Source organism: Pseudomonas nunensis, assembly GCF_024296925.1.
In the GTDB taxonomy this organism is placed as follows: Bacteria; Pseudomonadota; Gammaproteobacteria; order Pseudomonadales; family Pseudomonadaceae; genus Aquipseudomonas; species Aquipseudomonas nunensis.
The window spans coordinates 6,509,689-6,534,000 of record NZ_CP101125.1 but is presented as its reverse complement, the minus strand read 5'-3'; the positions used below and the strand labels follow the sequence as shown (position 1 = coordinate 6,534,000).

Annotated in this window: 22 protein-coding genes; 12 read left to right on the top strand and 10 right to left on the bottom strand. The window is 60.3% G+C overall.

All coding sequences use genetic code 11. From position 1 onward, the window contains the following. Window positions 1-4: 4 nt before the first annotated feature. The 4 genes from NK667_RS28770 to NK667_RS28755 form a co-directional block, all read right to left on the bottom strand. Complete coding sequence (locus NK667_RS28770; protein WP_054617002.1) at window positions 5-2,008, bottom strand: acyltransferase family protein; 2,004 nt, start codon at window positions 2,006-2,008, stop codon at window positions 5-7. 148 nt (window positions 2,009-2,156) lie between these two features. Beyond that, window positions 2,157-3,416 (bottom strand): transcription termination factor Rho, encoded by a 1,260-nt coding sequence (gene rho, locus NK667_RS28765; protein WP_007942421.1) that lies wholly within the window; start codon window positions 3,414-3,416, stop codon window positions 2,157-2,159. A gap of 242 nt (window positions 3,417-3,658) precedes the next feature. Beyond that, window positions 3,659-3,988, bottom strand: a complete 330-nt coding sequence (gene trxA, locus NK667_RS28760; RefSeq protein ID WP_003177349.1) for a thioredoxin TrxA — start codon at window positions 3,986-3,988, stop codon at window positions 3,659-3,661. Between the two features lie 120 nt (window positions 3,989-4,108). Then, complete coding sequence (locus NK667_RS28755) at window positions 4,109-4,816, bottom strand: FadR/GntR family transcriptional regulator (protein WP_054044654.1); 708 nt, start codon at window positions 4,814-4,816, stop codon at window positions 4,109-4,111. 256 nt (window positions 4,817-5,072) lie between these two features. Between NK667_RS28755 and NK667_RS28750 the strand changes: the two genes are divergently transcribed. The 5 genes from NK667_RS28750 (at window position 5,073) to ppx (ending at window position 9,657) form a co-directional block, all read left to right on the top strand. Continuing rightward, entirely contained in the window at window positions 5,073-5,858 is a 786-nt protein-coding gene (locus NK667_RS28750; protein ID WP_054617003.1) for a transporter substrate-binding domain-containing protein, read from the top strand. 21 nt (window positions 5,859-5,879) lie between these two features. Beyond that, window positions 5,880-6,548 (top strand): amino acid ABC transporter permease, encoded by a 669-nt coding sequence (locus NK667_RS28745; protein ID WP_054044658.1) that lies wholly within the window; start codon window positions 5,880-5,882, stop codon window positions 6,546-6,548. Further along, the gene (locus NK667_RS28740; RefSeq protein WP_054044660.1) at window positions 6,545-7,195 is read left to right on the top strand and encodes an amino acid ABC transporter permease; all 651 of its coding nucleotides are present in this window, start codon (window positions 6,545-6,547) and stop codon (window positions 7,193-7,195) included. Before NK667_RS28745 ends, NK667_RS28740 begins: the two co-directional genes overlap by 4 nt. Then, the gene (locus NK667_RS28735; RefSeq protein WP_054617004.1) at window positions 7,182-7,919 is read left to right on the top strand and encodes an amino acid ABC transporter ATP-binding protein; all 738 of its coding nucleotides are present in this window, start codon (window positions 7,182-7,184) and stop codon (window positions 7,917-7,919) included. The genes NK667_RS28740 and NK667_RS28735 overlap by 14 nt, the downstream gene beginning before the upstream one ends. Window positions 7,920-8,154: 235 nt before the next feature. Next, entirely contained in the window at window positions 8,155-9,657 is a 1,503-nt protein-coding gene (gene ppx, locus NK667_RS28730) for an exopolyphosphatase (RefSeq protein ID WP_054044664.1), read from the top strand. Between the two features lie 171 nt (window positions 9,658-9,828). On the opposite strand, the gene ppk1 is transcribed toward ppx, so the two are convergent. Both ppk1 and hemB read right to left on the bottom strand, forming a co-directional pair. Further along, window positions 9,829-12,051, bottom strand: a complete 2,223-nt coding sequence (ppk1, locus tag NK667_RS28725) for a polyphosphate kinase 1 (protein ID WP_054044666.1) — start codon at window positions 12,049-12,051, stop codon at window positions 9,829-9,831. Between the two features lie 18 nt (window positions 12,052-12,069). Beyond that, window positions 12,070-13,083 (bottom strand): porphobilinogen synthase, encoded by a 1,014-nt coding sequence (gene hemB / locus NK667_RS28720; RefSeq protein ID WP_054044669.1) that lies wholly within the window; start codon window positions 13,081-13,083, stop codon window positions 12,070-12,072. 208 nt (window positions 13,084-13,291) lie between these two features. Between hemB and NK667_RS28715 the strand changes: the two genes are divergently transcribed. Then, a complete protein-coding gene (locus NK667_RS28715) occupies window positions 13,292-13,924 on the top strand; it encodes a DedA family protein (protein WP_054044671.1) in 633 nt (210 codons plus the stop codon). Here the strand turns inward: NK667_RS28715 and NK667_RS28710 are convergent. Then, on the bottom strand, window positions 13,905-15,140 hold the full coding sequence (locus NK667_RS28710) for a sterol desaturase family protein (protein WP_054617005.1): 1,236 nt from the start codon (window positions 15,138-15,140) through the stop codon (window positions 13,905-13,907). The two genes, NK667_RS28715 and NK667_RS28710, sit on opposite strands and share 20 nt — an antisense overlap. A 115-nt stretch (window positions 15,141-15,255) precedes the next feature. Between NK667_RS28710 and elbB the strand changes: the two genes are divergently transcribed. Then, a complete protein-coding gene (elbB, locus tag NK667_RS28705; protein WP_054617006.1) occupies window positions 15,256-15,924 on the top strand; it encodes an isoprenoid biosynthesis glyoxalase ElbB in 669 nt (222 codons plus the stop codon). A 119-nt stretch (window positions 15,925-16,043) separates the two neighbouring features. Here the strand turns inward: elbB and NK667_RS28700 are convergent, their stop codons facing one another. Both NK667_RS28700 and NK667_RS28695 read right to left on the bottom strand, forming a co-directional pair. Continuing rightward, a complete protein-coding gene (locus NK667_RS28700) occupies window positions 16,044-16,499 on the bottom strand; it encodes a YaiI/YqxD family protein (protein WP_028623832.1) in 456 nt (151 codons plus the stop codon). 123 nt (window positions 16,500-16,622) lie between these two features. After that, window positions 16,623-18,521 (bottom strand): FTR1 family protein, encoded by a 1,899-nt coding sequence (locus tag NK667_RS28695; RefSeq protein ID WP_054617007.1) that lies wholly within the window; start codon window positions 18,519-18,521, stop codon window positions 16,623-16,625. Window positions 18,522-18,674: 153 nt separating this feature from the next. On the opposite strand from NK667_RS28695, the gene NK667_RS28690 reads away from it, so the two are divergent. The 5 genes from NK667_RS28690 to NK667_RS28670 all read left to right on the top strand — a co-directional run bounded on the left by NK667_RS28690 (window position 18,675) and on the right by NK667_RS28670 (window position 23,433). Beyond that, window positions 18,675-20,075: a COG3014 family protein gene (locus NK667_RS28690; RefSeq protein ID WP_054617008.1), complete on the top strand. Its 1,401-nt coding sequence runs from the start codon at window positions 18,675-18,677 to the stop codon at window positions 20,073-20,075. A gap of 205 nt (window positions 20,076-20,280) precedes the next feature. Continuing rightward, entirely contained in the window at window positions 20,281-21,675 is a 1,395-nt protein-coding gene (locus tag NK667_RS28685) for a COG3014 family protein (protein ID WP_054617009.1), read from the top strand. A 15-nt stretch (window positions 21,676-21,690) separates the two neighbouring features. Next, the gene (locus NK667_RS28680; protein ID WP_054044685.1) at window positions 21,691-22,062 is read left to right on the top strand and encodes a YcfL family putative periplasmic lipoprotein; all 372 of its coding nucleotides are present in this window, start codon (window positions 21,691-21,693) and stop codon (window positions 22,060-22,062) included. 36 nt (window positions 22,063-22,098) lie between these two features. Continuing rightward, window positions 22,099-22,686: a penicillin-binding protein activator LpoB gene (gene lpoB / locus NK667_RS28675; RefSeq protein ID WP_054044687.1), complete on the top strand. Its 588-nt coding sequence runs from the start codon at window positions 22,099-22,101 to the stop codon at window positions 22,684-22,686. Between the two features lie 3 nt (window positions 22,687-22,689). Then, window positions 22,690-23,433 carry a hypothetical protein gene (locus NK667_RS28670; protein ID WP_054617010.1) on the top strand — a complete coding sequence of 248 codons (744 nt, stop codon included), beginning with the start codon at window positions 22,690-22,692 and terminating at the stop codon, window positions 23,431-23,433. A 177-nt stretch (window positions 23,434-23,610) separates the two neighbouring features. Here NK667_RS28670 and NK667_RS28665 read toward each other — a convergent pair whose 3' ends face one another. Then, the gene (locus tag NK667_RS28665) at window positions 23,611-24,243 is read right to left on the bottom strand and encodes a LysE family transporter (RefSeq protein WP_054044690.1); all 633 of its coding nucleotides are present in this window, start codon (window positions 24,241-24,243) and stop codon (window positions 23,611-23,613) included. Window positions 24,244-24,312 lie beyond the last annotated feature (69 nt).

Here is a 24,312-nt window from a genome sequence, read left to right as displayed (position 1 = left end):
CTGCTTACTTCGCCGCATTCACGTTGCCATTGCCGACTGTGGCTTGGGCCTGCAAGCGCCTGAACAGTGGCTCAAGCACCGGCGCCACGAGACGTGCGCCAATCTCCGACAGGTGATTGTCGTCGGTATACAGCGAATGCCCGTCGAGCTCGACCCGGCACAGGCCCGCGTCACCACACAGCAGCGGCGCCGGATCCACCACGGTCACCCCTGGATTGGCAGCAGCCAGTTGCGCGAACAGTTGGCTGATAAAGGCCTGGCGCTTGAAGTGCTCGGTTACTGCCAAACCAACGTCATCGGTCGGGCGATGCAACATGGCCAGGCGCGTCAGGCGATATGGCGGGCTAAATTGTTGCAGCGGTGCTTCCTTGACCAGCCAGACGCGATGCCCGTCATTGCGCAGTTGCCGGATCGTCGCCTGCAAGCCTTCAGCTAAACGTTGCTCGGCGACGGGACGCTCATATCGGCCATGGGAGTCACGCAGCGCATGGCCCAGATCACCTTTCACATCGCCATACAGATACAGGCTCCAGCGCGCAACCAGCACCACATCAGCTACCGACTGGGGCTTCAACGCCTTCTCGACCCGGCGATTGAAACGGGCGCATTGCTGATCGTGCTCAAGCCCTTCGACCGGAATGCAGCCCGGGGAACTGGCGAGGATCACGCTGACCCCATGCTGTTGCGCGCCATCGTCGAAGACCGGGATCAGCGCCGTGGCATGACTGTCGCCCCAGACCAAGGCTTTTGCGGTTGTCGGCGCTGACGTTCCGTAATGACAAAACAGCTTGTCGTCAGGGGTCTTGTCGTCCGCCAGACAGCGCATCAGTTCAGGCCGCCACTCCTTGCCCTTGGCGTACTGCAGCGCCTCATCCGACAAGCGCGAAGGCAATCCATCAGTCCAGCGCAATGCCTGACCGGCCAGGCCGAGCACCAGCACGCCGCAACCGGCCGCCATCAGGATCTGTCGACGTCCCGCCAACAACCGGCGCTCGCGGAACGGCGTCTCGACAAAGCGCCACGACAGATAACCGAGCACCAGCGTGAGCAGAATCAGGCCTGCAATCTCCACCGGCCCCGACTCATCAACGCTGGCATAACTGGCGAACACAAACACCGGCCAATGCCACAGGTACCAGGAATAGGAAATCAACCCCAAGCCCACCAGCACGCGACTGGCCAGCATCCCACCGACCAGCGTCTGCCGATGACCGTTGGCCCAGATCAACGCGACCACGCCGAGGGTCGGCAACAGCGCAGCGGCGCCGGGGAATGGCGTGCTGTTGTCGTAGGCAAACACCGCCAACAGAATCAGCCCGAAGCCGAACAGGCTGACAGCCTGGGCACCGGCCGCCGTGAGGCGCCAGTGGCTTCTTGGCGCAACCGCCAACATGGCGCCGGCCAACAGCTCCCAGGCGCGCATCGGTAACAGGAAAAAGGCTTTTTCCGGGTGGTGCGCCACGGCCCAGACGCTAAGCCCGAACGACACCAGCAGCGCACCGAACAATGCCAGCCGCCAATGTTTGAGGCGACTCGACAGCACCGTCAGCAGCAGCGGGAAGACAATGTAGAACTGCTCTTCAACCGCCAGCGACCAGGTGTGCAGCAACGGCTTGAGGTCGGAAGCCACATCGAAATAACCATCCTGGCGCATGAACAGGATGTTGGAGACGAACATCACCTGGTAGCGCACCGAACGCCCCAGTTCCTCATAGTCCTTGGGCGCCAGCAGGAACCAACCCACCGCCAGTACCGCGAGAATCATCACAAATAGCGCTGGCAGGATCCGCCGGGCACGCCGAGCCCAGAAATCGACAAAGCTGAAGCGCCCGGCCTGACGCTGGTTCCAGATGATCGAAGTGATCAAGTAGCCGGAAATCACGAAGAAAACATCAACACCGACAAAGCCGCCGGTAAAGCCAGGAACGCCAAAATGGAACAACACCACCGCGATCACGGCGATTGCCCGCAAGCCGTCGATATCCCTTCGATAAGCAAGTGTGCTCATAAACAGAAAATGCCAGTCAGATTAAAGTTCTGGGCTCGTCGGCCCATTTCGTTTGTTTACAGACCAACCCTAGTCGTAAACCTCCCCTTTTTTTGCAAAAAAAAATGGCGCCCCGAAGGACGCCATTTTTAGCGGTTGGAAAACCGTCTTACTTGCGCTTCATCGACAAGAAGAACTCGTCGTTGGTCTTGGTCGTTTTCAGCTTGTCGACCAGGAACTCGATGGCAGCGATTTCGTCCATCGGGTGCAGCAGCTTGCGCAGGATCCACATGCGCTGCAACTCGTCGTCGGCGGTCAGCAACTCTTCGCGACGGGTGCCGGAACGGTTGATGTTGATGGCCGGGAAAACGCGTTTTTCAGCGATGCGGCGATCCAAAGGCAGTTCCATGTTGCCCGTGCCTTTGAATTCCTCGTAGATCACTTCGTCCATCTTCGAGCCGGTTTCAACCAGCGCGGTGGCGATGATGGTCAGCGAGCCGCCTTCTTCGATGTTCCGTGCAGCGCCGAAGAAACGTTTCGGTTTCTCCAGGGCGTGGGCATCGACACCACCGGTCAGTACCTTGCCGGAGCTCGGGATCACGGTGTTGTAGGCGCGAGCCAGACGGGTGATGGAGTCAAGCAGGATCACCACGTCTTTCTTGTGTTCGACCAGGCGCTTGGCCTTCTCGATCACCATTTCGGCAACCTGCACGTGGCGGGTTGGCGGCTCATCGAACGTCGAGGCAACCACTTCGCCGCGCACGGTGCGCTGCATTTCGGTTACTTCTTCCGGACGTTCATCGATCAGCAATACGATCAGGTGAACTTCAGGATTGTTACGTGCGATGTTCGCTGCAATGTTCTGCAGCATGATCGTTTTACCGGCTTTCGGCGGTGCAACGATCAGACCGCGCTGGCCTTTGCCGATCGGGGCGCACAGGTCGATGACACGACCGGTCAAGTCTTCGGTGGAACCGTTGCCGGCTTCCATCTTCATGCGCACGGTCGGGAACAGCGGGGTCAGGTTCTCGAAGAGAATCTTGTTTTTCGCATTCTCGGGACGATCGTAGTTGATCGTGTCGACCTTGAGCAGCGCGAAATAACGCTCGCCTTCCTTTGGAGGGCGGATCTTGCCAACGATGGTGTCACCGGTACGCAAGTTGAAGCGGCGGATCTGGCTCGGCGAGACGTAGATATCGTCCGGGCCGGCGAGATAGGAAGCGTCAGCGGAGCGCAGGAAGCCGAAGCCGTCCTGGAGAATCTCCAGCACGCCATCACCGGAGATTTCCTCGCCGCTTTTCGCGTGCTTTTTGAGCAGGGAGAAAATCACGTCCTGCTTGCGCGAACGGGCCATATTTTCTATGCCCATCTGTTCGGCCAATTCGAGCAGTTCGGTAATCGGCTTTTGCTTGAGTTCAGTCAGATTCATATAGGAATGACGTAATCATTTATGGAGGGGGGAAATTAAGCTTTTGGCTTAATGAGGCCGCGCCGCAGAGAAGGCGACAGGATCGCGTACTTATTCGAAAAGGAGTGCGTCGGCGACGGCTAGCAGGGGGCAGTGGAGAAACCAGTGCGGGGCCGAATGTACCACCTGAGTTTCGGAGCGTCTAGCCCTGAATATGCAAAAAGCCCCGCAATATGCGGGGCTTTTTTTACAACGTCGCCGACTTAGATGTTGGCGTCGAGGAATGCAGCCAGTTGCGACTTGGACAGCGCGCCAACCTTGGTCGCTTCCACGTTGCCGTTCTTGAACAGCATCAGGGTAGGAATACCACGCACGCCATGCTTGGCCGGGGTTTCCTGGTTTTCGTCGATGTTCAGTTTGGCAATGGTCAGCTTGCCTTTGTAAGTCTCTGCAATTTCGTCCAGAACAGGAGCGATCATTTTGCAAGGGCCGCACCATTCAGCCCAGTAGTCGACCAGTACAGCGCCTTCGGCCTTGAGTACGTCGGCCTCGAAGCTAGCGTCGCTAACGTGTTTGATAAGATCGCTGCTCATGGAAGTCTCCAGGTTGTAAGCAAAAAAACGTGGCCCATCATAGCCGCCCTTCCCTCGTTCAGGAAGGTGCAGATGATTGAGTCTCGCTATGGTGGTCCATGAGTTTGGGTATAGCTCAAGTCACGAGGTGGCGGGAGCGACGAAGGCAATTCCGGTGCGCAGCGCCGCATTGCGCACATGTTCCTGCATCGCCTTCTGCGCGGCGGCGGACGAGCGTCGCGCCAGTGCGCGGAGGATTTTGCGGTGTTCCTGCCAGGTTTCCATGGCCCGCTCGGCCCGGATGAACGGTAGCTTCTGACTCTCCAGAAAAATGTCGGAGCGCGCCGTCAGGATGCTCAACATCGCCTGATTACCGCTGGCCAACAGGATGCGCCGGTGAAATTCGAAGTCCAGCCGCGCCGCCGCGTCGAAGTCGCCGGCCTTCAGTTCGTTGCGCATGGCGGCCACGTTGTCTTCCAGCGCATCAAGCTCGTCAGTAGTCAGAGTCACTGCCGCCAGGCCCGCAGCGAAACCTTCCAGGGCATAGCGCAATTGAAAGATATCCAGCGGCGACGCCTGAGCCGCGAACGGCCAACTCGCCGCCGCATCGCCCCGAGGCAAATCCACCGGCGACTGCACGAACACACCTTTACCCGGCTGGATGCTGATCACCCCCAGCGCACTCAGGGACGACAACGCCTCGCGCAATGACGCCCGGCTGACCCCCAATTGCACCGCCAGGTCCCGTTGCGAAGGCAAGGCATCCCCCGGCCCGAAGCCCTGCTCGGTAATCAGTTTGCGGATAGCTTGCAGCGCCACTTCAGGTACGGCGCGAGAGATCGAATTCATGGTTTTTCAGACGAACCAGGCCAATGAACGGCTAGTTGTAAAGCTATTCGCCGCGTCCGGCAAGTCGTGCCCCACGGGGGTTCGGTGCTTCAACGCGATGCGCTATCGAGGTGCGAAATGTGACCTGACTGTTCAGACCAGTAAGACCGATCAAAACCAGCAAAACCGTGGCCTGCCGCCGCGTAATCCCTATGTTGGCATGGCCCGTGCTCTGTCGAACCGCAGAAATCACTTCTCGCCGATTCGGAGATTTGCCATGATCCAGCGTTACAGCGCCCTCCTCGCTGCCCTGTTTGCCAGCCTGATGCTGAGCCAGGCACCCGCCCACGCCGACGGTCTGGAGGATGTGGTCAAGCGCGGCACCCTCAAGGTCGCCGTGCCCCAGGACTTCCCGCCGTTCGGCTCGGTCGGCCCGGACATGAAACCTCGCGGCCTGGACATCGACACCGCCAAGCTGCTTGCCGACCAGCTCAAGGTCAAACTCGAACTGACCCCGGTCAACAGCACCAACCGCATTCCATTCCTGACCACCGGCAAGGTCGACCTGGTGATTTCCAGCCTAGGCAAAAACCCTGAGCGCGAAAAAGTCATCGACTTCTCCCGCGCCTACGCACCGTTCTACCTCGCCGTGTTCGGTCCGCCAGACGCCGCGATCAAGGGCCTGGACGACCTCAAGGGCAAAACCATCAGCGTCACCCGTGGCGCCATCGAAGACATCGAGCTGACCAAAGTCGCTCCGGAAGGCGCGACCATCAAGCGCTTCGAAGACAACAACTCGACCATCGCCGCCTACCTCGCCGGCCAGGTTGACCTGATCGCCAGCGGTAACGTGGTGATGGTCGCCATCAGCGAGAAAAATCCGAAACGCGTGCCGGCGCTGAAAGTGAAGCTCAAGGATTCGCCGGTCTACATCGGCGTGAACAAGAACGAGCCGGCGCTGCTGGACAAGGTCAACCAGATCCTCGCCACCGCCAAGACCGACGGTTCGCTGGAGAAAAACGCCCTGACCTGGCTGAAAGAGCCGCTGCCGGCCGATCTCTGATCGTCGCGCAGGAGACTATTTATGGCTTACCAGTTCGATTTTCTTCCGGTGGTGCAAAACACCGACCTGCTGTTGCGCGGTGCGCTGTTCACCCTTGAACTGACGGCTATCGGTGCGGTGTTCGGGGTGGGCCTGGGCATCGTCGGAGCGCTGGTGCGGGCGTGGAACATCCGCCCGTTCTCGGCGATCTTCGGCGTCTACGTCGAGCTGATCCGCAACACGCCGTTCCTGGTGCAGTTGTTCTTCATCTTCTTCGGCCTGCCGTCCCTGGGCGTGCAGATTTCCGAATGGCAGGCAGCGGTGCTGGCGATGGTGATCAACCTCGGGGCTTATTCGACCGAGATCATCCGTGCCGGCATCCAGGCGATCCCCAGGGGTCAGCTGGAAGCCGCCGCCGCGCTGGCGATGAGCCGTTTCGAAGCCTTCCGTCACGTGGTCTTGCTGCCGGCGCTGGGCAAGGTCTGGCCGGCTCTGAGCAGCCAGATCATCATCGTCATGCTCGGCTCGGCGGTCTGCTCGCAGATCGCCACCGAAGAGTTGAGCTTCGCCGCCAACTTCATCCAGTCGCGCAACTTCCGCGCCTTTGAAACCTACGCGCTGACCACGCTGATCTACCTGTGCATGGCGCTGATGATCCGCCAACTGCTGAACTGGATCGGCCGGCGCTACATTTCGCGGAGCAGCCAATGAGCGATTTCACTTTTTGGGACATCCTGCGCAACCTGCTCACGGGCCTGCAATGGACCCTGGCGCTGTCGCTGGTGGCGTTTATCGGCGGTGGCGTGATCGGTTTGCTGATCATGGTCATGCGCATTTCGAAAAAGACCTTCCCCCGCAGCTTTGCCCGGACCTACATCGAACTGTTCCAGGGCACGCCGCTGCTGATGCAGTTGTTCCTGGTGTTCTTCGGCGTGGCGTTGGCCGGCGTGGAGATTTCACCGTGGATGGCCGCGGCAGTGGCGCTGACGCTGTTCACCAGCGCTTACCTGGCGGAGATCTGGCGCGGTTGCGTCGATTCGATCCCCAACGGTCAGTGGGAAGCTTCGTCGAGCCTGGCGCTCAACCCGCTGGAGCAGTTGCGCTACGTGATCCTGCCGCAAGCCCTGCGCATCGCCGTGGCGCCGACCGTGGGCTTCTCGGTGCAAGTGGTCAAAGGCACCGCCGTCACCTCGATCATCGGCTTCACCGAACTGACCAAGACCGGCGGCATGCTCGCCAACGCGACCTTCGAACCGTTCATGGTCTACGGCCTCGTCGCCCTCGGTTACTTCCTGCTCTGCTACCCCTTGTCCCTCAGTGCGCGCTACCTGGAAAGGAGACTGCATGCCTCTGCTTAGAATTTCGGCCCTGCATAAATATTACGGCGACCACCATGTGCTCAAAGGCATCGACCTGAGTGTCGAGGAAGGCCAGGTCGTGGCGATCATCGGCCGCAGCGGCTCAGGCAAATCCACCTTGCTGCGCACCCTCAATGGCCTGGAGTCGATCAACGATGGCGTGATCGAAGTCGATGGCGAATACCTCGACGCCGCCCGCGCCGACCTGCGCAGCCTGCGGCAGAAAGTCGGAATGGTGTTCCAGCAGTTCAACCTGTTCCCGCACCTGACCGTGGGCGAGAACGTGATGCTGGCGCCGCAAGTGGTGCAGAAAGTGCCCAAGGCGAAAGCGGCGGAGCTTGCGCGGCAGATGCTGGAGCGGGTTGGACTGGGGGAAAAGTTCGATGCGTTCCCCGATCGCTTGTCCGGCGGCCAACAACAGCGCGTGGCGATTGCCCGGGCCCTGGCGATGTCGCCGAAGGTGTTGCTGTGCGACGAGATCACCTCGGCGCTGGACCCGGAACTGGTCAACGAAGTGCTGAGCGTGGTTCGGCAGCTGGCCAAGGAAGGGATGACGCTGATCATGGTTACCCATGAGATGAGGTTTGCCCGGGAGGTTGGGGATAAGTTGGTGTTCATGCATCAGGGCAAGGTGCATGAGGTGGGGGATCCGAAGATTCTGTTCGCGAATCCGCAGACGGTGGAGTTGGCGAATTTTATCGGGACGGTTGAGGCGGCGGGCTGAAGGATCTCCGGTGACTGGAAGGCCGCCTTCGCGAGCAAGCCCGCTCCCACAGTGGGCCGCGTTCTTCCTGAGGTACTCGGTTAAATGTGGGAGCGGGCTTGCTCGCGAAGAGGCCATCGGCAGCACCGCAAATATTCCCGCGGTAAAAGATCGCAGCCTTCGGCAGCTCCTACGCGTTGGCGCCAGCCTTTGATCGTGGCACGATGTCCGGGTTATCGACCGAGACCCCCAGACCATGCCGCAATCCCAAGCCAAGAATCTGTCCCTGATCGCCGCAATCGACCTGGGCTCCAACAGCTTTCACATGGTCGTGGCCAAGGCCCAGAACGGCGAAATCCGTATTCTTGAGCGCCTCGGCGAAAAGGTCCAACTGGCCGCCGGCATCGACGATGAGCGCCAGTTGAACGAAGAATCCATGCAGCGCGGGCTCGATTGCCTGAAGCGCTTTGCCCAACTGATCAACGGTATGCCACCCGGCGCCGTACGGATCGTCGGCACCAACGCCCTGCGTGAAGCGCGTAACCGCGCCGAATTCATCCGCCGCGCCGAAGAAATCCTCGGCCATCCCGTGGAAGTCATCTCCGGCCGTGAAGAAGCGCGCCTGATCTACCTGGGCGTCTCCCACACCCTCGCCGACACCCCGGGCAAGCGCCTGGTGGCCGACATCGGCGGTGGCAGTACCGAATTCATCATTGGCCAACGCTTCGAGCCGCTGCTGCGCGAAAGCCTGCAAATGGGCTGCGTCAGCTACACCCAACGCTATTTCAAGGACGGCAAGGTCACCCCGGCCCGTTACGCCCAGGCGTACACGGCAGCGCGGCTGGAGATCATGAGCATCGAGCATGCCCTGCATCGCCTGACCTGGGATGAAGCCATCGGCTCCTCCGGCACCATCCGCGCCATCGGCCTGGCGCTGAAGGCCGGCGGACACGGCACCGGCGAAGTGAATGCGACTGGCCTGGCCTGGCTCAAGCGCAAGCTGATCAAGCTCGGTGATGTCGAGAAAATCGACTTCGAAGGCATCAAGCCTGACCGTCGCGCGATCTTCCCGGCGGGCCTGGCGATTCTCGAAGCGATCTTCGATGCACTCGAACTGCAACGTATGGATCACTGTGAAGGCGCCCTGCGCGAAGGCGTGCTCTACGACCTGCTGGGCCGTCATCATCACGAAGACGTGCGTGAGCGCACCCTCAGCTCGCTGATGGAGCGTTACCACGTCGATCTGGAACAAGCAGCGCGGGTTGAACGCAAAGCGCTGCATGCCTTCGATCAAGTGGCTGAGGACTGGGACCTCGACGACGGCGTCTGGCGCGAGCTGCTGGGCTGGGCCGCCAAGGTGCATGAAGTGGGCCTCGACATCGCCCACTATCACTACCACAAGCACGGCGCCTACCTGATCGAGCACTCGGACCTGGCCGGTTTCTCCCGCGAGGACCAGCAAATGCTCGCGCTGCTGGTGCGTGGTCACCGCCGCAATATTCCCCGGGACAAGTTTGCCGATTTCGGCAGTGATGGCAGCAAGCTGATTCGCCTGTGCGTGCTGCTGCGCTTTGCGATCCTGTTCCACCACATCCGCGGCACCCAGGAAATGCCCCAGGTCACCTTGCGTGCCAACGGCGACAGCCTGGACGTGCTGTTCCCGGCCAACTGGCTGGACGAGAACCAACTGACCCAGGCCGACTTCGCGCTGGAAGCGGAATGGCTGACGCGGGTTGGGTTCACGCTTAACGTCCGCTGAAAACGAAAAAAGGCCTTCTTCGGAAGGCCTTTTTTATGCCCGCGATTCAGCGGGCAATGCAATTCCCCTTGTGGGAGCGGGCTTGCTCGCGAAAGCGGAGTGTCAGTCAATATTAATGTCGACTGACACACTGCATTCGCGAGCAAGCCCGCTCCCACATGGGGTTGCGTGTTAACGCACGGCCAGGATCGGGCTACCCAACCGCTCCAGCAAGGTTGCCTGGGCACTGCGCGGGTTCTGGTTGCCGGTCGGGGTGTTGCGGATGTAGCGACCGTCCGACTGCAGGCTCCAGCTGTGGGTGTTGTCGGTCAGATAAAGCTCCAGCTCTTTCTTGACCCGCATGATCAGCTTCTTGCCTTCTACCGGGAAGCAAGTCTCGACGCGCTTGTCGAGGTTGCGTTCCATCCAGTCCGCACTGGAAAGGAACATCTGCTCTTCGCCACCGTTGAGGAAGTAGAAGACCCGGGTGTGTTCCAGGAAGCGGCCGATGATCGAGCGCACGTGGATGTTGTGGGACACCCCCGGAATGCCCGGACGCAGGCAGCACATGCCGCGCACCACCAGATCGATACGCACCCCGGACTGACTGGCCTTGTACAGCGCGCGGATGATCTTCGGATCGGTCAGCGAGTTGAACTTGGCGATGATGTGCGCCGGTTTGCCCTCGAGGGCGAACTGCGTCTCCCGGGCAATCATGTCGAGCATGCCCTTCTTCAGCGTGAACGGCGCGTGCAGCAGCTTCTTCATGCGCAGGGTCTTGCCCATGCCGATCAACTGGCTGAACAGTTTGCCGACGTCTTCGCACAACGCGTCATCCGAGGTCAGCAAGCTGTAGTCGGTGTACAGACGGGCGTTGGCCGCGTGGTAGTTGCCGGTGCCCAAGTGCGCGTAGCGGACGATCTCGCCAGCCTCACGACGCAGGATCAGCATCATCTTGGCGTGGGTCTTGAAGCCGACCACGCCGTAGATCACCACCGCACCGGCCGCTTGCAGACGGCTGGCCAGTTGCAGGTTGGACTCTTCGTCGAACCGTGCCCGCAACTCGATCACCGCCGTGACTTCCTTGCCGTTACGCGCGGCATCCACCAGCGCATCGACGATTTCCGAGTTGGCGCCGGAACGGTACAACGTCTGGCGCACCGCCAATACATGCGGGTCCTTGGCAGCCTGACGCAGCAAATCGACCACCGGGGTGAACGACTCGAACGGGTGCAGCAGCAGGATGTCCTGCTTGCTGATCACGCTGAAAATGTTCTCGCTGTTCTGCAGCAGTTTCGGGATCTGCGGCGTGAACGGCAGGTATTGCAACGCACGCTGACTGTCCAGGCCGGTGATGCTGAACAGACGGGTCAGGTTGACCGGGCCGTTGACCTGATACAGCTCGGTCTCGTGCAGGTTGAACTGCTTGAGCAAGTAGTCGGACAGGTGTTTCGGGCAGGTGTCGGCGACTTCCAGACGCACCGCATCGCCGTAGCGACGCGAGAACAACTCGCCGCGCAGGGCGCGGGCCAGGTCTTCCACGTCTTCGGTATCGACCGCCAGGTCGGCGTTTCGAGTCAGGCGGAACTGGTAGCAGCCTTTCACCTTCATGCCCTGGAACAGGTCATCGGCGTGGGCGTGGATCATCGACGACAGGAATACATAGTTGTCGCCAGGGCCACCGACTTCTTCCGGAACCTTGATCACACGCGGCAGCAGACGCGGCGCCGGGATGATCGCCAGGCCGGAGTCGCGACCGAAGGCGTCGATGCCTTCGAGCTCGACGATGAAGTTCAGGCTCTTGTTCACCAACAACGGGAACGGGTGCGTCGGGTCGAGGCCGATCGGGGTGATGATCGGCGCGATCTCGTCGCGGAAATAGCGGCGCACCCAGGTTTTGATCTTGGTCGTCCAGTGACGGCGACGGATGAAGCGGACCTGATGTTTCTCCAGTTCCGGCAACAGAATGTCGTTGAGGATCGCGTACTGGCGGTCCACATAACCGTGCACCAGCTCGCTGATGCGGGCCAAGGCCTGATGCGGTTGCAGGCCATCGGCGCCAGCCTGTTCACGGGCGAAGGTGATCTGCTTCTTCAGGCCGGCCACGCGAATCTCGAAGAACTCGTCCAGGTTGCTGGAGAAGATCAGCAGGAATTTCAGCCGTTCCAGCAACGGGTAGGACTCATCCAGCGCCTGTTCCAGCACGCGGATGTTGAACTGCAGTTGCGAGAGCTCGCGATGGATGTACAGGCTGCTGTCATCCAGGCCGGGAATGGCAATCGCCGGGACTGCGGGCGCAGCCTCGATGACCACCGCGGGTGGAGTAGGCTCCAGCTCCGGCGGTGTTTCGGCGATTTGCTCGACCACGGCTTGAGCTTCCTTTACTGCAACTTCAGAGAGTCCTTCGGTATTCATCGAATGTTCCTGGGAGGGCTATTTTTGCTCTCGTAACAATTGGGCAGCGCGCACGGCAAAATAAGTCAGGATGCCATCTGCGCCTGCACGTTTAAAAGCGGTCAGGGATTCGAGGATAACCCCTTCGCTCAACCAGCCATTCTGGATCGCCGCCATGTGCATGGCGTATTCGCCGCTGACTTGGTAAACAAACGTCGGCACTTTGAATTCTTCTTTGACCCGGTAAAGGATGTCCAGATACGGCATGCCTGGCTTGACCATGACCATGTCCGCGCCTTCTGACAAGTCCGCCGCCACTTCGTGCAGGGCTTCGTTGCCGTTGGCCGGGTCCATCTGATAGGAGGCCTTGTTGGCCTTGCCCAGGTTCAGCGCCGAACCCACCGCATCGCGGAACGGGCCGTAATAGGCGCTGGCGTATTTGGCCGAGTAAGCCATGATCCGCACATTCACGTGATCGGCCAGCTCAAGGGCTTCGCGGATCGCCTGGATGCGACCGTCCATCATGTCCGACGGGGCCACTACCTGAGCACCGGCTGCGGCGTGGGACAGGGCCTGCTTAACCAGTGCGTCGACGGTAATGTCGTTCTGCACGTAGCCTTCTTCGTCGAGGATACCGTCCTGGCCATGAGTGGTGAACGGGTCCAGGGCGACGTCGGTGATCACACCGAGTTCCGGGAAGCGATCACGCAGGGCGCGGGTGGCGCGCTGGGCAATGCCCTCGGGATTCCAGGCTTCGGCGGCGTCCAGCGATTTGAGCTCTGGCGGCGTCACCGGGAACAGCGCCACGGCCGGAATCCCTAGTTCAACCCACTTGGCCGCTTCTTCGAGCAACAGATCGATGGTCAGGCGTTCGACGCCCGGCATCGACGCCACCGCTTCGCGACGGTTTTCACCGTCCAGCACGAACACCGGCAGGATCAGGTCATCGACGGTCAAAACGTTTTCACGGACCAGTCGACGCGAAAAATCATCACGGCGGTTGCGACGCAGGCGGGTTGCAGGGAACAAACGGTTGGCGGGGGTAAAGCTCACGGCAGACTCCTGAGCCCGCGCTGGCAGGCGAGCGTGACAGTTATAAGCGGCCATTATGACGAACAGATGACAGTTGTGCTTACCCCCGTGACACGTAGCCGCATTCCATTGTCCTTGTAGGAATTGTTCACGTCGAGACACATTTGGACACTTTCATGAATGTGCACGAAGGGTTAGGCTGCGCGTTCATTTCGCCAGCACCCAGACAATGCTCCAACAATTTCTGCATGACTTCGGCTACTTTGCCCTTTTTCTCGGCACGTTCTTCGAAGGCGAAACCATCCTGGTGCTCGCGGGCTTCCTCGCGTTTCGCGGATACATGGACATCAACCTGGTCGTCGTCGTGGCGTTCTTCGGCAGTTATGCCGGCGATCAGCTGTGGTACTTCCTGGGGCGCAAGCACGGCCGCAAATTACTCGCGCGCAAACCGCGCTGGCAGTTGATGGGCGACCGGGCGCTGGAGCATATCCGCAAGCACCCGGACATCTGGGTCCTGAGCTTCCGCTTTGTCTATGGCCTGCGCACGGTGATGCCGGTGGCGATCGGCCTGTCGGGTTATCCGCCGGGACGCTACCTGCTGCTGAACGGGATTGGTGCCGCGATCTGGGCCAGCGCCCTGGCGGCGGCGGCCTATCACTTCGGTGCGGTGCTCGAAGGCATGCTCGGCAGCGTCAAGAAGTATGAGCTGTGGGTGCTCGGCGCACTGTTGTTGCTGGGCCTGGGCCTGTGGCTGCGCCGGCGCTTCAAGAATGCTCGCCTGGCGAAGAAGATCTACGCCGACGAGCAAGCCCTTAAAGCCGAACAAGCGCGAATCAGCGAACCTAAGACGCCAGTCGAGTGAATCGATTTCTGCAGCAGTAGAGACCGATCCCGCTGAGCAGGCTGTAACTGAGCAGCCCGACCCAGCCCACTGCGCTGGCCGGCCACAGCCCGACCAGCGGCGCCAGCCACATCAGCGGCAGGTTCGACGCCAGCCGCACAAGCTCCAGCTTCAACGTCCACGGACGATTCTCCAGGGCCACGCCCAACGTAAACAACCCCAGCGCCACCGCCCCCCGGCCGAGCACCAGCGCGCCGGTCGGCAGGCTGCGTTCGAGGTTCATCAAAAAACTGCCCAAGGCGATGTAGACGCAGAACTGCAGCGCCACATAAATCTGCTGGCGCCCATCCAGCGGTACTTCGAATTTGCGGAACTGGCTCAGGTCGGGCTTGTTCATCGGGTACTTGGCCGCCACGTCCGCTGGCCGCCAACCGGTGCGCATGAACCAGATCCGCAGCTTGTCCCACTTGCTCTGCGCCCGCTTCGCGTCATCCCACAATTGCGCATAGAACTGCACGTTGGCCCACAACGGATTCCAGCTCGCCAGTGGCGTGGTCACGCCGAAAATCACCGGTTCGTTGTCGTCCTCTTCCTGGAACGAGCCAAATAGACGGTCCCAAATAATGAACACCCCGCCGTAGTTGCGATCCATGTAGAGAGCGTTCTGTGCATGGTGGGCCCGATGATTGGACGGCGTGACGAAGAACCACTCGAACCAGCCGAGCTTGGGAATGTGTTTGGTGTGCACCCAGAATTGATACAGCAAGTTCAGCGCCGCGACGCTGACGAACACCAGCAACGGCACGCCGAGCACGGCCATGGGCAGGTAGAAAATCCAGCTCAGCAGAAACCCGGTGCTGGTCTGGCGCAAGGCCGTGGAGAGGTTGTAGTCCTCGCTCTGGTGATGCACCGAATGCGCGGCCCAGAGGATGTTGCGTTCATGGCCCATGCGGTGCAGCCAGTAGTAGCAAAAGTCGTAGAGGACAAAGGCGAAAACCCAGACCCAGACGCTGTCGCCCGAGAGTTTGAACAACGCCACATGGTCGAGGGCAAACGCATACGTCAGCAGCCCCACGCCCTTGGTCAACAGGCCGGTGGTGGTGGACAGCACGCCGGTGCTGATGCTGTTGATCGCGTCGGCCAGACGATAATTGCTGACCCCGCGCCAACGGTCGGCCAGCAGTTCGACGGCAATCAGCACAAAGAAAAACGGCACCGCATACAGAATGAAGTCCATGACGCGCCCTGATCGGAATCGTGATGACAGATCCTAGGTGTAGCCGCGAATTAACCCTATGGCAACGAGTGACAAATTAGTGGACATTTAACGCCATGAATCTGGAGAAAAGCCCATGAGCAAAAAAATTGCAGTGATCCTTTCCGGCTGTGGCGTGTACGACGGCGCCGAGATCCACGAAAGCGTGATCACCCTGCTGCGCCTGGACCAGCGCGGTGCCCAGGTGCAGTGCTTTGCACCGAACATCGCGCAACTGCATGTGATCAACCACCTGACCGGCGAAGAAATGCCCGAGTCGCGCAATGTCCTGGTGGAATCGGCGCGCATCGCCCGGGGCAATATCAAGGACCTGCGCGAGGCCAGCGTCGAAGACTTCGATGCGTTGATCGTGCCCGGCGGTTTTGGCGCGGCCAAGAACCTCTCCAACTTCGCGGTCGAAGGCGCCGGCTGCACGGTGCAACCGGAAGTCCTGGCGTTGGCCGAGGCGTTTGCCGAAGCGGGTAAGCCGGTGGGGTTGATCTGCATCTCGCCAGCGCTGGCGGCCAAGATCTACGGCCCGGGCGTGACCTGCACCATCGGCAACGACGCCGACACCGCGGCGGCCATGAACAAGATGGGCGCCACCCACACTGAATGCGCCGTGGGCGACATTGTTGAAGACAAGGCGCGCAAATTGGTGAGTACACCGGCGTATATGCTGGCCCAGACGATTAGCGAAGCGGCTTCCGGGATCAACAAACTGGTCGACCGCGTCCTCGAACTGACCCACGAAAACGACGTGTAACACGGACCAAAATGTGGGAGCGGGCTTGCTCGCGAAAGCGGTGTGTCAGCCAACATTAATGTTGAATGTCAGTCCGCTTTCGCGAGCAAGCCCGCTCCCACAGGGGTTTTGGGTGTGGCTCAGGATTTTCGGGTTAGCCGGGTGAGAATCCGGTCCAGCGCATTCGCAAACGCCTGTTTCTCTCGCTCACCAAACGGCGCGGGGCCGCCGCTCATCTGGCCTTGCTCGCGCAGGTCGGTGAACAGATTCCGTACCGCCAGCCGGTCGCCCATGTTCTGCGCATCGAACTCTTTGCCGCGCGGGTCGAGGGCCGAGACGCCTTTCTTCACCAGGCGATCCGCCAGCGGCACATCGCTGCAAATCACCAGCTCACCGGGCACGGCGTGTTCCACCAGGTAATCGTCAGCCGCGTCCGGGCCGCTGGGCACCACGATCAGCTTCACCAAGGCCAGGCCTGGCTTGATCTGCGGCTGACCGGCCACCAGCACCACTTCGAACTGGCGCTTGAGGGCGAACTTCACCACCAGATCCTTGGCCGCCCGTGGGCAGGCGTCGGCATCGATCCAGACACGCATTGTGTTTACCTCTTTTAAAAAGCTTCGCGGGCAAGCCTCGCTCCTACACAGGTTATACGCGACCGGCGCATGAATCCTGTAGGAGCGAGGCTTGCCCGCGAATATGAGCGAAGCGAATGCTTTTTAAGAAACCCGCACCCGTTGCTTCTCCGCCATCCGGCTGCGGCTGTACAGCACAACAATCGCAATGATCGCCACCGCCTGCGCACTCAACGAATACGCATCCGCATGAATCCCCAGCCAGTCGAAGTCAAAGAACGGTACCGGCCGGGTGCCGAAGATCCCGGCTTCCTGCAACGCCTTCACGCCATGCCCGGCAAACACCACCGACAAGGCACAGAGCAACCCGGCATTGATGCCGAAGAACAGCGCCAGCGGCAGCTTGGCCGAACCGCGCAGGATCACCCAGGCCAAACCAATCAACAGCACCAGCGCCGTGGCGCCGCCCGCCAATACCGCGTTATGCCCGGCAGGACCGGCCTGCAACCACAGGGTTTCGTAGAACAGAATCACTTCGAACAGTTCGCGGTACACCGAGAAAAACGCGAGGATCGCAAAGCCGAAACGCCCACCGCCGCCCACCAGGCTGCTCTTGATGTAATCCTGCCAGGCTGCGGCGTGGCGACGGTCGTGCATCCACACGCCTAGCCACAGGACCATGACGCTGGCGAACAACGCCGTGCAACCTTCCAGCAGTTCACGCTGGGCGCCGCTGACATCGATCACATACGCCGCCAACGCCCAAGTCGCCAAACCGGCCACCAGCGCCAAACCCCAACCGACGTTGACGCTGCGCACCGCCGATTGCTGGCCGGTATTGCGCAGGAACGCGAGGATCGCCGCCAGTACCAGAATCGCTTCCAGGCCTTCGCGCAGCAGAATCAACAGACCGGAGATGTAGCTCAAGGACCAGCTCAAGCCATCGCTGCCCAGCAGACCGGCAGATTCCTTCAACTTGGACTTGGCCGCGTCCAGGCGCTGTTCAACCTGAGCCACCGGCAAACCGTCCTGCAACGACTGACGGTACGCCATCAGGGATTTTTCAGTGTCTTTGCGCACGTTGGCGTCGACGTTATCCAGTGAGCTTTCGACCAGTTCGAAGCCTTCCAGATACGCCGCGACCGACAGGTCGTAAGCCTGATCGTGCTCGCCAGCACGGTAAGCGGCGATGCTCTTGTCCAACGTCGCGGCGGTGTAATCGAGCAACTGCGCCGGGCCACGCTTGACCTGCGGCGGCTGCGCCCGTTGTGCGCGGAAGGTCGCCACCGCTTGCGGGCCTTCGGCGGCCAGCACTTCGGCCGGTGTCTGACGGGCCAGGTCGGCGATGTTGTAGGTTTTTTCGGATTTCGCTGCCGCCGGGTCGGCGCTGAAGCCGGCGATATAGGTCGCCAGGTCCCAACGCTGACGATCATCCAGTTGATCGGCGAAGGACGGCATGTCGGTGCCTTCGACACCTTGACCCAAGGTGTTGTAGATCCCGTAGAGGCTCAGGCGATCGAGGCGCGTCGCATCGCGCAGATTGGCCGGCGGCGGCGTCATGCCCACGCCTGCCGGGCCATCGCCAGCGCCCGCATCGCCGTGGCACACCGAGCATTGCTGTGCGTACAGCGGTGCACCGCGAGTCGGGTCCGGGGTAATCACCGGCGCCTGGCTGACTTCATAGGCCACCGCCAGCTTCGCACCGAGCTGCCGTGCCTGGCGCACGACGTCGGCGCTGTCCTTGCGAGCTGCAATAGCGGCGCCGAGGCTGCTGACGCCCTGCTCCAGCTCGGCTTGCTCAGGCTTGGCCGGCAATTCAGCGATCAACCCTTTGAGGACGCCGAGGAATTCCAGCTGTTCGCGGTATTCAGACTCATCGATGACCTTGCCAGCCTCGACCGTTGCCGGGTAGTCGGCGCCAATGTAGTCGAGCAAATGCAGCGCTTTGGGCGCGCCTTCGGCGGTGTCGGCCAGCGCATTGAGGCTGCAGAACGCAATAACCGGCAGCACTAGCCACGCCAGAAAACGGGAGGAGGCAGTCATGAATGAATCTCAAGGGGAAATACGAAGTAACACATTGTTAACTTCCAATGGCTTTCACTCAAGCTTTGTTGGCGTTTCCTGCACGGCTGCGTATAAATTCAGCGGCGAATCGCCACCTCCTCGCGATATCCGTTCAGGGAAGAATGATCGTTTATGCGCTCACACCTGTTTTTCTCGCTGCTGCTCAGCCTTGCACTGCAACTGACCGGTTGCGCCGCCTATCGCAACTACGACCTGGAACTGGCGCAAACGACTGACCAGTTGAAAGCTGGAAATCCGCAGGGCGCTCTCCAATTGCTGGAACTGCACAACCCGCAAGAAGATCGGGATCTGCTCTATTACTTCGAAAAAGGTGCCGTCCTGAGTGCCGCCGGCGAGATTGCGCAAAGTCAGGTGGCCTGGCGCAGCGCGGAGCAAATGGTGATTCAGCGCCAGGACACCGTTGAATCCACCGGCACTCAACTTCTTTCTGCGATGGGCGAGCATTGGGGCAGCATCATCAATGACAAACTGCGTCGCTACGATGGCTACGACTATGAAAAGGTCATGCTGACCACGCAAATGGCCCTGAACCAGTTGGTCGTGAATGACTTCAATGGTGCCCGCGCCGATATCAAGAAAACCAACGAGCGCGAAGCACTGATCGCACGCCAATGGGAAAAACAATACGAGCAAGTCGAGGAACAAGCCAAGGCCCAGGGCGTTCGCGTGCACTACAAGGATCTTCAGGGCTACCCCGTGGCCACTCTCGATGCGCCCTCAGTCATCGCGCTGAAGAACGGCTATCAGAGCGCGTTCAGCCACTACCTGGCCGGGTTTACCTATGAAGCGCTGGGCGAGCGTGACCTCGCGGCACCCGGTTATCGCCAGGCCATCGAGTTGCGACCCGACCTGCCCTTCTTTCAACAGGCCTTGCGCGAACTCGACAAACCCGCGATCAAAGCCAATGAAAGTGATGTGTTGATCATTGTTCAAAGCGGCCTGGCGCCGGCGCGCAGTTCGGTTCGGGTGCCCTATCCGGTTCGCCTGCAAGACGGCCAGGTCATCGTCGCCAACGTTTCGTTTCCGGTGATGGTGCCCGACACCTCGACCCCGGCATTCACACAGATAACCGTCGATGGACGCAAACAGCCACTGATCCTCGTCAACAGCATCACCGACATGTCGCTGCGGACATTGCGCGACGACATGCCCGGCATTATTCAGCGCACCGCCTATCGCGCCTTCCTGGCGGCTGACGTTCAGGGTACCGATAACCGGCGCGACCCAAGCAAAGCCTCCTACGTGACGCAGCATGATGGCTTTGAGCACGCGGACACCCGGACTTGGCGCACCTTGCCCAACATCACCCAAGTGGTGCGTCTGCACCTGAAAAAAGGCGAGCACCTGATCAGCTTGCCCAACGCTCCGGGCGCCGCGCCGCTGAAAATCCGCATCGATCAGAACCATCAAGTCATCGGCCTGCGAGCACTGGGTGGGCGGATCTTCAGCAACGGCGTGGCTTTCGAACCTTCCTCTGCGCCAGACAGCACCGTGGTATCAGGTCTGAAATAAGTAGTGGCACGTTGTGAAAATATGTAATTAAAAAGCCATTACATCGCCAGCATCCGAGCTTATAATGCCGCGCCCTCGCGATTGCGCTGCGGCATTTTAAGCTCCTCTTTTTGAGGAATTGGCAGGACGCCAGTCTCCCTGCTGATAGGTCCCAACAGCCCGACCAGCACGCGCGGCTGCTTCTACTCAGGGAAGAAGTACCCCTATGGCCTCTCGCGCCCTTACCTCGATCGCACTCAGTGCAGTCACCTTGCTCTCCGGCTGTTCCGCCTTTCGCAACTACGACTCCGAACTCGCGCAAACCAACCAGCAACTGGCCGCCGGCAATGTCGACGCGGCGCTGACGATGCTGGAAAAGAACAACTCCGGCCCGGACAAAGACCTGCTCTATTACTTCGAGAAGGGTGAACTGCTGCGCGCCAAGGGCGACCTCTCCGGCAGCCAGAATGCCTGGACCAGCGCCGATCAGGTGGTGGGCAAGTGGGAAGACTCGGTCAAGCTTGATACCGACAAGTACCTGGCGCAGTTCGGCAGCTTCCTGGTCAACGACAAGGTCCGTCGCTACGAAGGCTACGACTACGAAAAAGTCATGCTGACAACCCAGATGGCCCTGAACCTGCTGGCGGTGAACGACTTCGACGGCGCGCGCATGTCGATCAAGAAGACCCACGAACGCGAAGCGGTGATCGCCGATCTGCGCGACAAGGAATACCTCAAGAGCGAAAACGAGGCCGAGAAAGAAGGCATCAAGACCCAGTACAAAGACCTGCAGGGTTATCCGGTCGCCAGCCTCGACGCGCCGGACGTGGTCAGCCTGAAAAACAGCTACCAGAGTGCCTTCAGCCATTACCTGGCCGGTTACGTCTACGAAGCCCTGGGTGAAAAAGACCTCGCCGCGCCGGGTTACCGCAAAGCCGCTGAACTGCGCCCAAACACCCCGCTGCTGGAACAGGCACTGGTCAACCTCGACAAGCCGGCCAAGACTGACGACAGCGACATCCTGATCGTGGTGCAGAGCGGCCTGGCGCCGTCCCGTGACTCGATCCGCATTCCGCTGCCATTGCCTATCAGCAATCAGCTCGTGATCACCCCGCTGTCATTCCCGATCATCAAGCCGGACACCTCGACCCCGGCCTTCGCCCAGATCGGCGTGGACGGTCAGCAGTTGAACCTGACCCAGCTCAACAGCACCACTGCCATGTCGCGCCGCGCATTGCGTGACGACATGCCGGGCATCATCCTGCGCACCACCGTGCGCGCCGTGACCAAAGGCGTGGCCCAGAAGAAGATCAACGAAACCAACCCGCTGGCCGGCCTGGCGGTGGGTATTTCTTCAGCTGTTCTGGAAGGTGCCGATACCCGTACGTGGCGCACCCTGCCGGACAACACCCAAGTGGTGCGTCTGCGCTTGAAGAAAGGTGAACACCAAGTCACCCTGCCGAGCGCCGTGGGCGGCTCGGTGGTCAAGATCACCGTGGATCAGCGTTATCAGGTCATCAGCCTGCGCGCCGTGGGTAATCAGGTATTCGCCAGCGGCCTGGCTGCACACGTGATCACGAGTGCCAACCCGACCGCCGTGGCCAGCTTCAAACAACCTTAAGAACGGAGTCTTTGCATGCGCTTCAAACTCATCGCCGTTGTCGCCCTGGCCTTGTTGGCCGGGTGCGCCACCCCGCCACCACCAGAGCCGGGCAGCGCTGCCAGCAAAGTCGTGGCCATGGGCAAGCTCAAGAACATCGTGGTCGGCGCCATGCGCGTCGCCCGGGAAAACGGCTTCCAGACGGTCAATGTGCAGCTGAGCAACACCAGCTTCAACAACAAGACCTTCTACTACCGTTTTGCCTGGCTCGGTCCTGAAGGCTTCCCGATCGCGGAAGAAGAAACCTGGAAAAGCCAGATGATGTACGGCGAGCAGACCAGTTTCATCCAGGCCATCGCACCGACCGCCAAAGCCGTGGATTTCCGACTCGAAATCAAGACGCCTTAACCCGACCCTATTCGTTCAGTTCTAGAGAGCATTCCCATGTTTGCACGCTTTTCGTTCATCGCCGTTCTCGCCCTCCTGGCCAGCGGCTGCGCCAACACTTCGCCGACCCTGGGCAGCAAGAACATCAGCTACGGTGACACCAAGGCTGTAGAAACCGTGACCAACGAGTTCGGTTCCACCGACCTGCAGATGATCGCCGAGTCCATGACCCGCTCCCTGGCCCAGTCCGGCATCATGCAGGGCCGTCCGGTGGTTCAGGTCTACGACGTGAAGAACAAGACCAGCGAGTACATCGATACCCGCGAAATCACCACCAGCATCAAGACCCAGCTGATGAAAACCGGTGTTGCGCGCTTCGCCAGCGACAACAACGCGATGCAGAGCCAGGTTGACCAGCTCAAGCTGCAAAACCAGAGCGGCCTGTACAAGAAAAGCACTGTCGCCAAGACCGGCAACATGATTGCTGCCAAGTACCGCATCGAAGGTTCGATCAGCTCGATCGTCAAGCGCAGCGCCGACTACAAGGACGTCTTCTACAAATTCAGCCTGCAACTGATCGACGTTGAAAGCGGTCTGGCCGAGTGGATGGACGAAAAAGAGATCCGCAAAACCACGGAGCGTTAATCAATGCGCACATGGATTGGCATGATGGCTCTGGCTTGCGCGTTCAGCGTGCAAGCGGCCCCGAAAGTTGCGGTCACGGATCTGGCGTACCAGGAGCGGGTGGAGCAATACATCCACATCGTCTCGGCGCAGAACAATTACCGTGAGGGCTATTACAGCTCCAGCGGTTCGTCGAACTACAACGAGATCGAAGCCACCACCAGCTATATCGAACAGGCCGAGCTGCGTAAATTCACCGGCGACATCAAGGGTGAAATCCTGCGCACCGGCATGTTCCAGCTGATTCAGGGCACGCCTTACACGGCTTCATCCAAGGGTGACATCTACGATGTGATCAAGCGGATCAAGGCTGGCAACTTCAAGGGCGCGGACTATGTGCTGTTCGGCACAGTGTCGGACATCGACTTCACCCAGGACATGAACGAGCTGGCCAACTCCGACAGCTATTCGGCGGTGCTGGCGCTGACCCTGGTGGCGGATTTCAGCCTGATCAACACCAAGACCTTCGAAATCACCTCGGCCTTCACGGCGATGGGTGAAGGCCAGGACACCAAACTGGTGAATGGCCGGGACATCAAGATCTCGCTGAACCGCCCTCGGGTGGTGCGTGATGTGTCCAAGGCGTTGGGCGAAGACGTGGCCGGGCAACTGAGCCAACAGCTGGGTGGTCCTAGCTACGAACAGCCGGGGCAAGCCCCGCAACGCAACAACCTGCCAAGGGATACGGCGCCGGTAATTCTGCGCTGATACCAATGTGGTGAGGGGCTTCTGTGGTGAGGGGGCTTGCCCCCGTTGGACTGCGTAGCGGTCCCATTTTGGAGGCGCTTCGCACCTCAACGGGGGCAAGCCCCCTCGCCACGGGAGTTCGCTCGCAGCAATGAAAAAGGCGACCTGTAGAGGTCGCCTTTTTTGTGCCTGGCGGTTTTACACCACCGCTTTACGCAGCGTCGCCATGAACGCCGCAGCGCCAATGAACAACCCGGCAAACGTGCGGTTCATGCGTTTCTGCTGTTTGGGCGTGCGCAACAGTCGCAGCACTTTGGCCGCCAGCCCGGTGTAACCGGCCATGACGATCAGGTCGACACAGACCATGGTGACGCCAATGATCAGGTACTGGGCCAGCAGCGGCGCATGGGGGTCAATGAACTGCGGCAACACCGCCAGCATGAACACCAATGCCTTGGGGTTGCTGATGTTCACCAGGAAACCCCGGAACACCAGGGCCAACGGCTTGCCAATCTGTCGCACCGCCCCGTCGTCGCTCATGTCGCTGGGCAGTGCCCGCCATTGCTTGACCGCCAGGTAAACCAGATACGCCACACCGAACCATTTGATCGCATAGAACGCCGTCGCCGAAGCCGTGAGAATCGCTCCCACGCCCAAGCCGACAATCGCAATCTGCACCGCCAGGCCCAGTTGCAGGCCTAGGGCGTTCCAGTAACCGCGCCAAAAACCATAGCGCAAGCCGCTGGACATCGACGCAATCGCGCCGGCACCGGGAGACAAGCTGATCACCCAGCAGGCGGCAAAAAACGCCAGCCATGTTTGAAGCACCATCGCACACCTCGACTCAGACTCGTGACAGACGTCTAAGCTAATGCGGCTTTGGGCGGATGACTACCGATT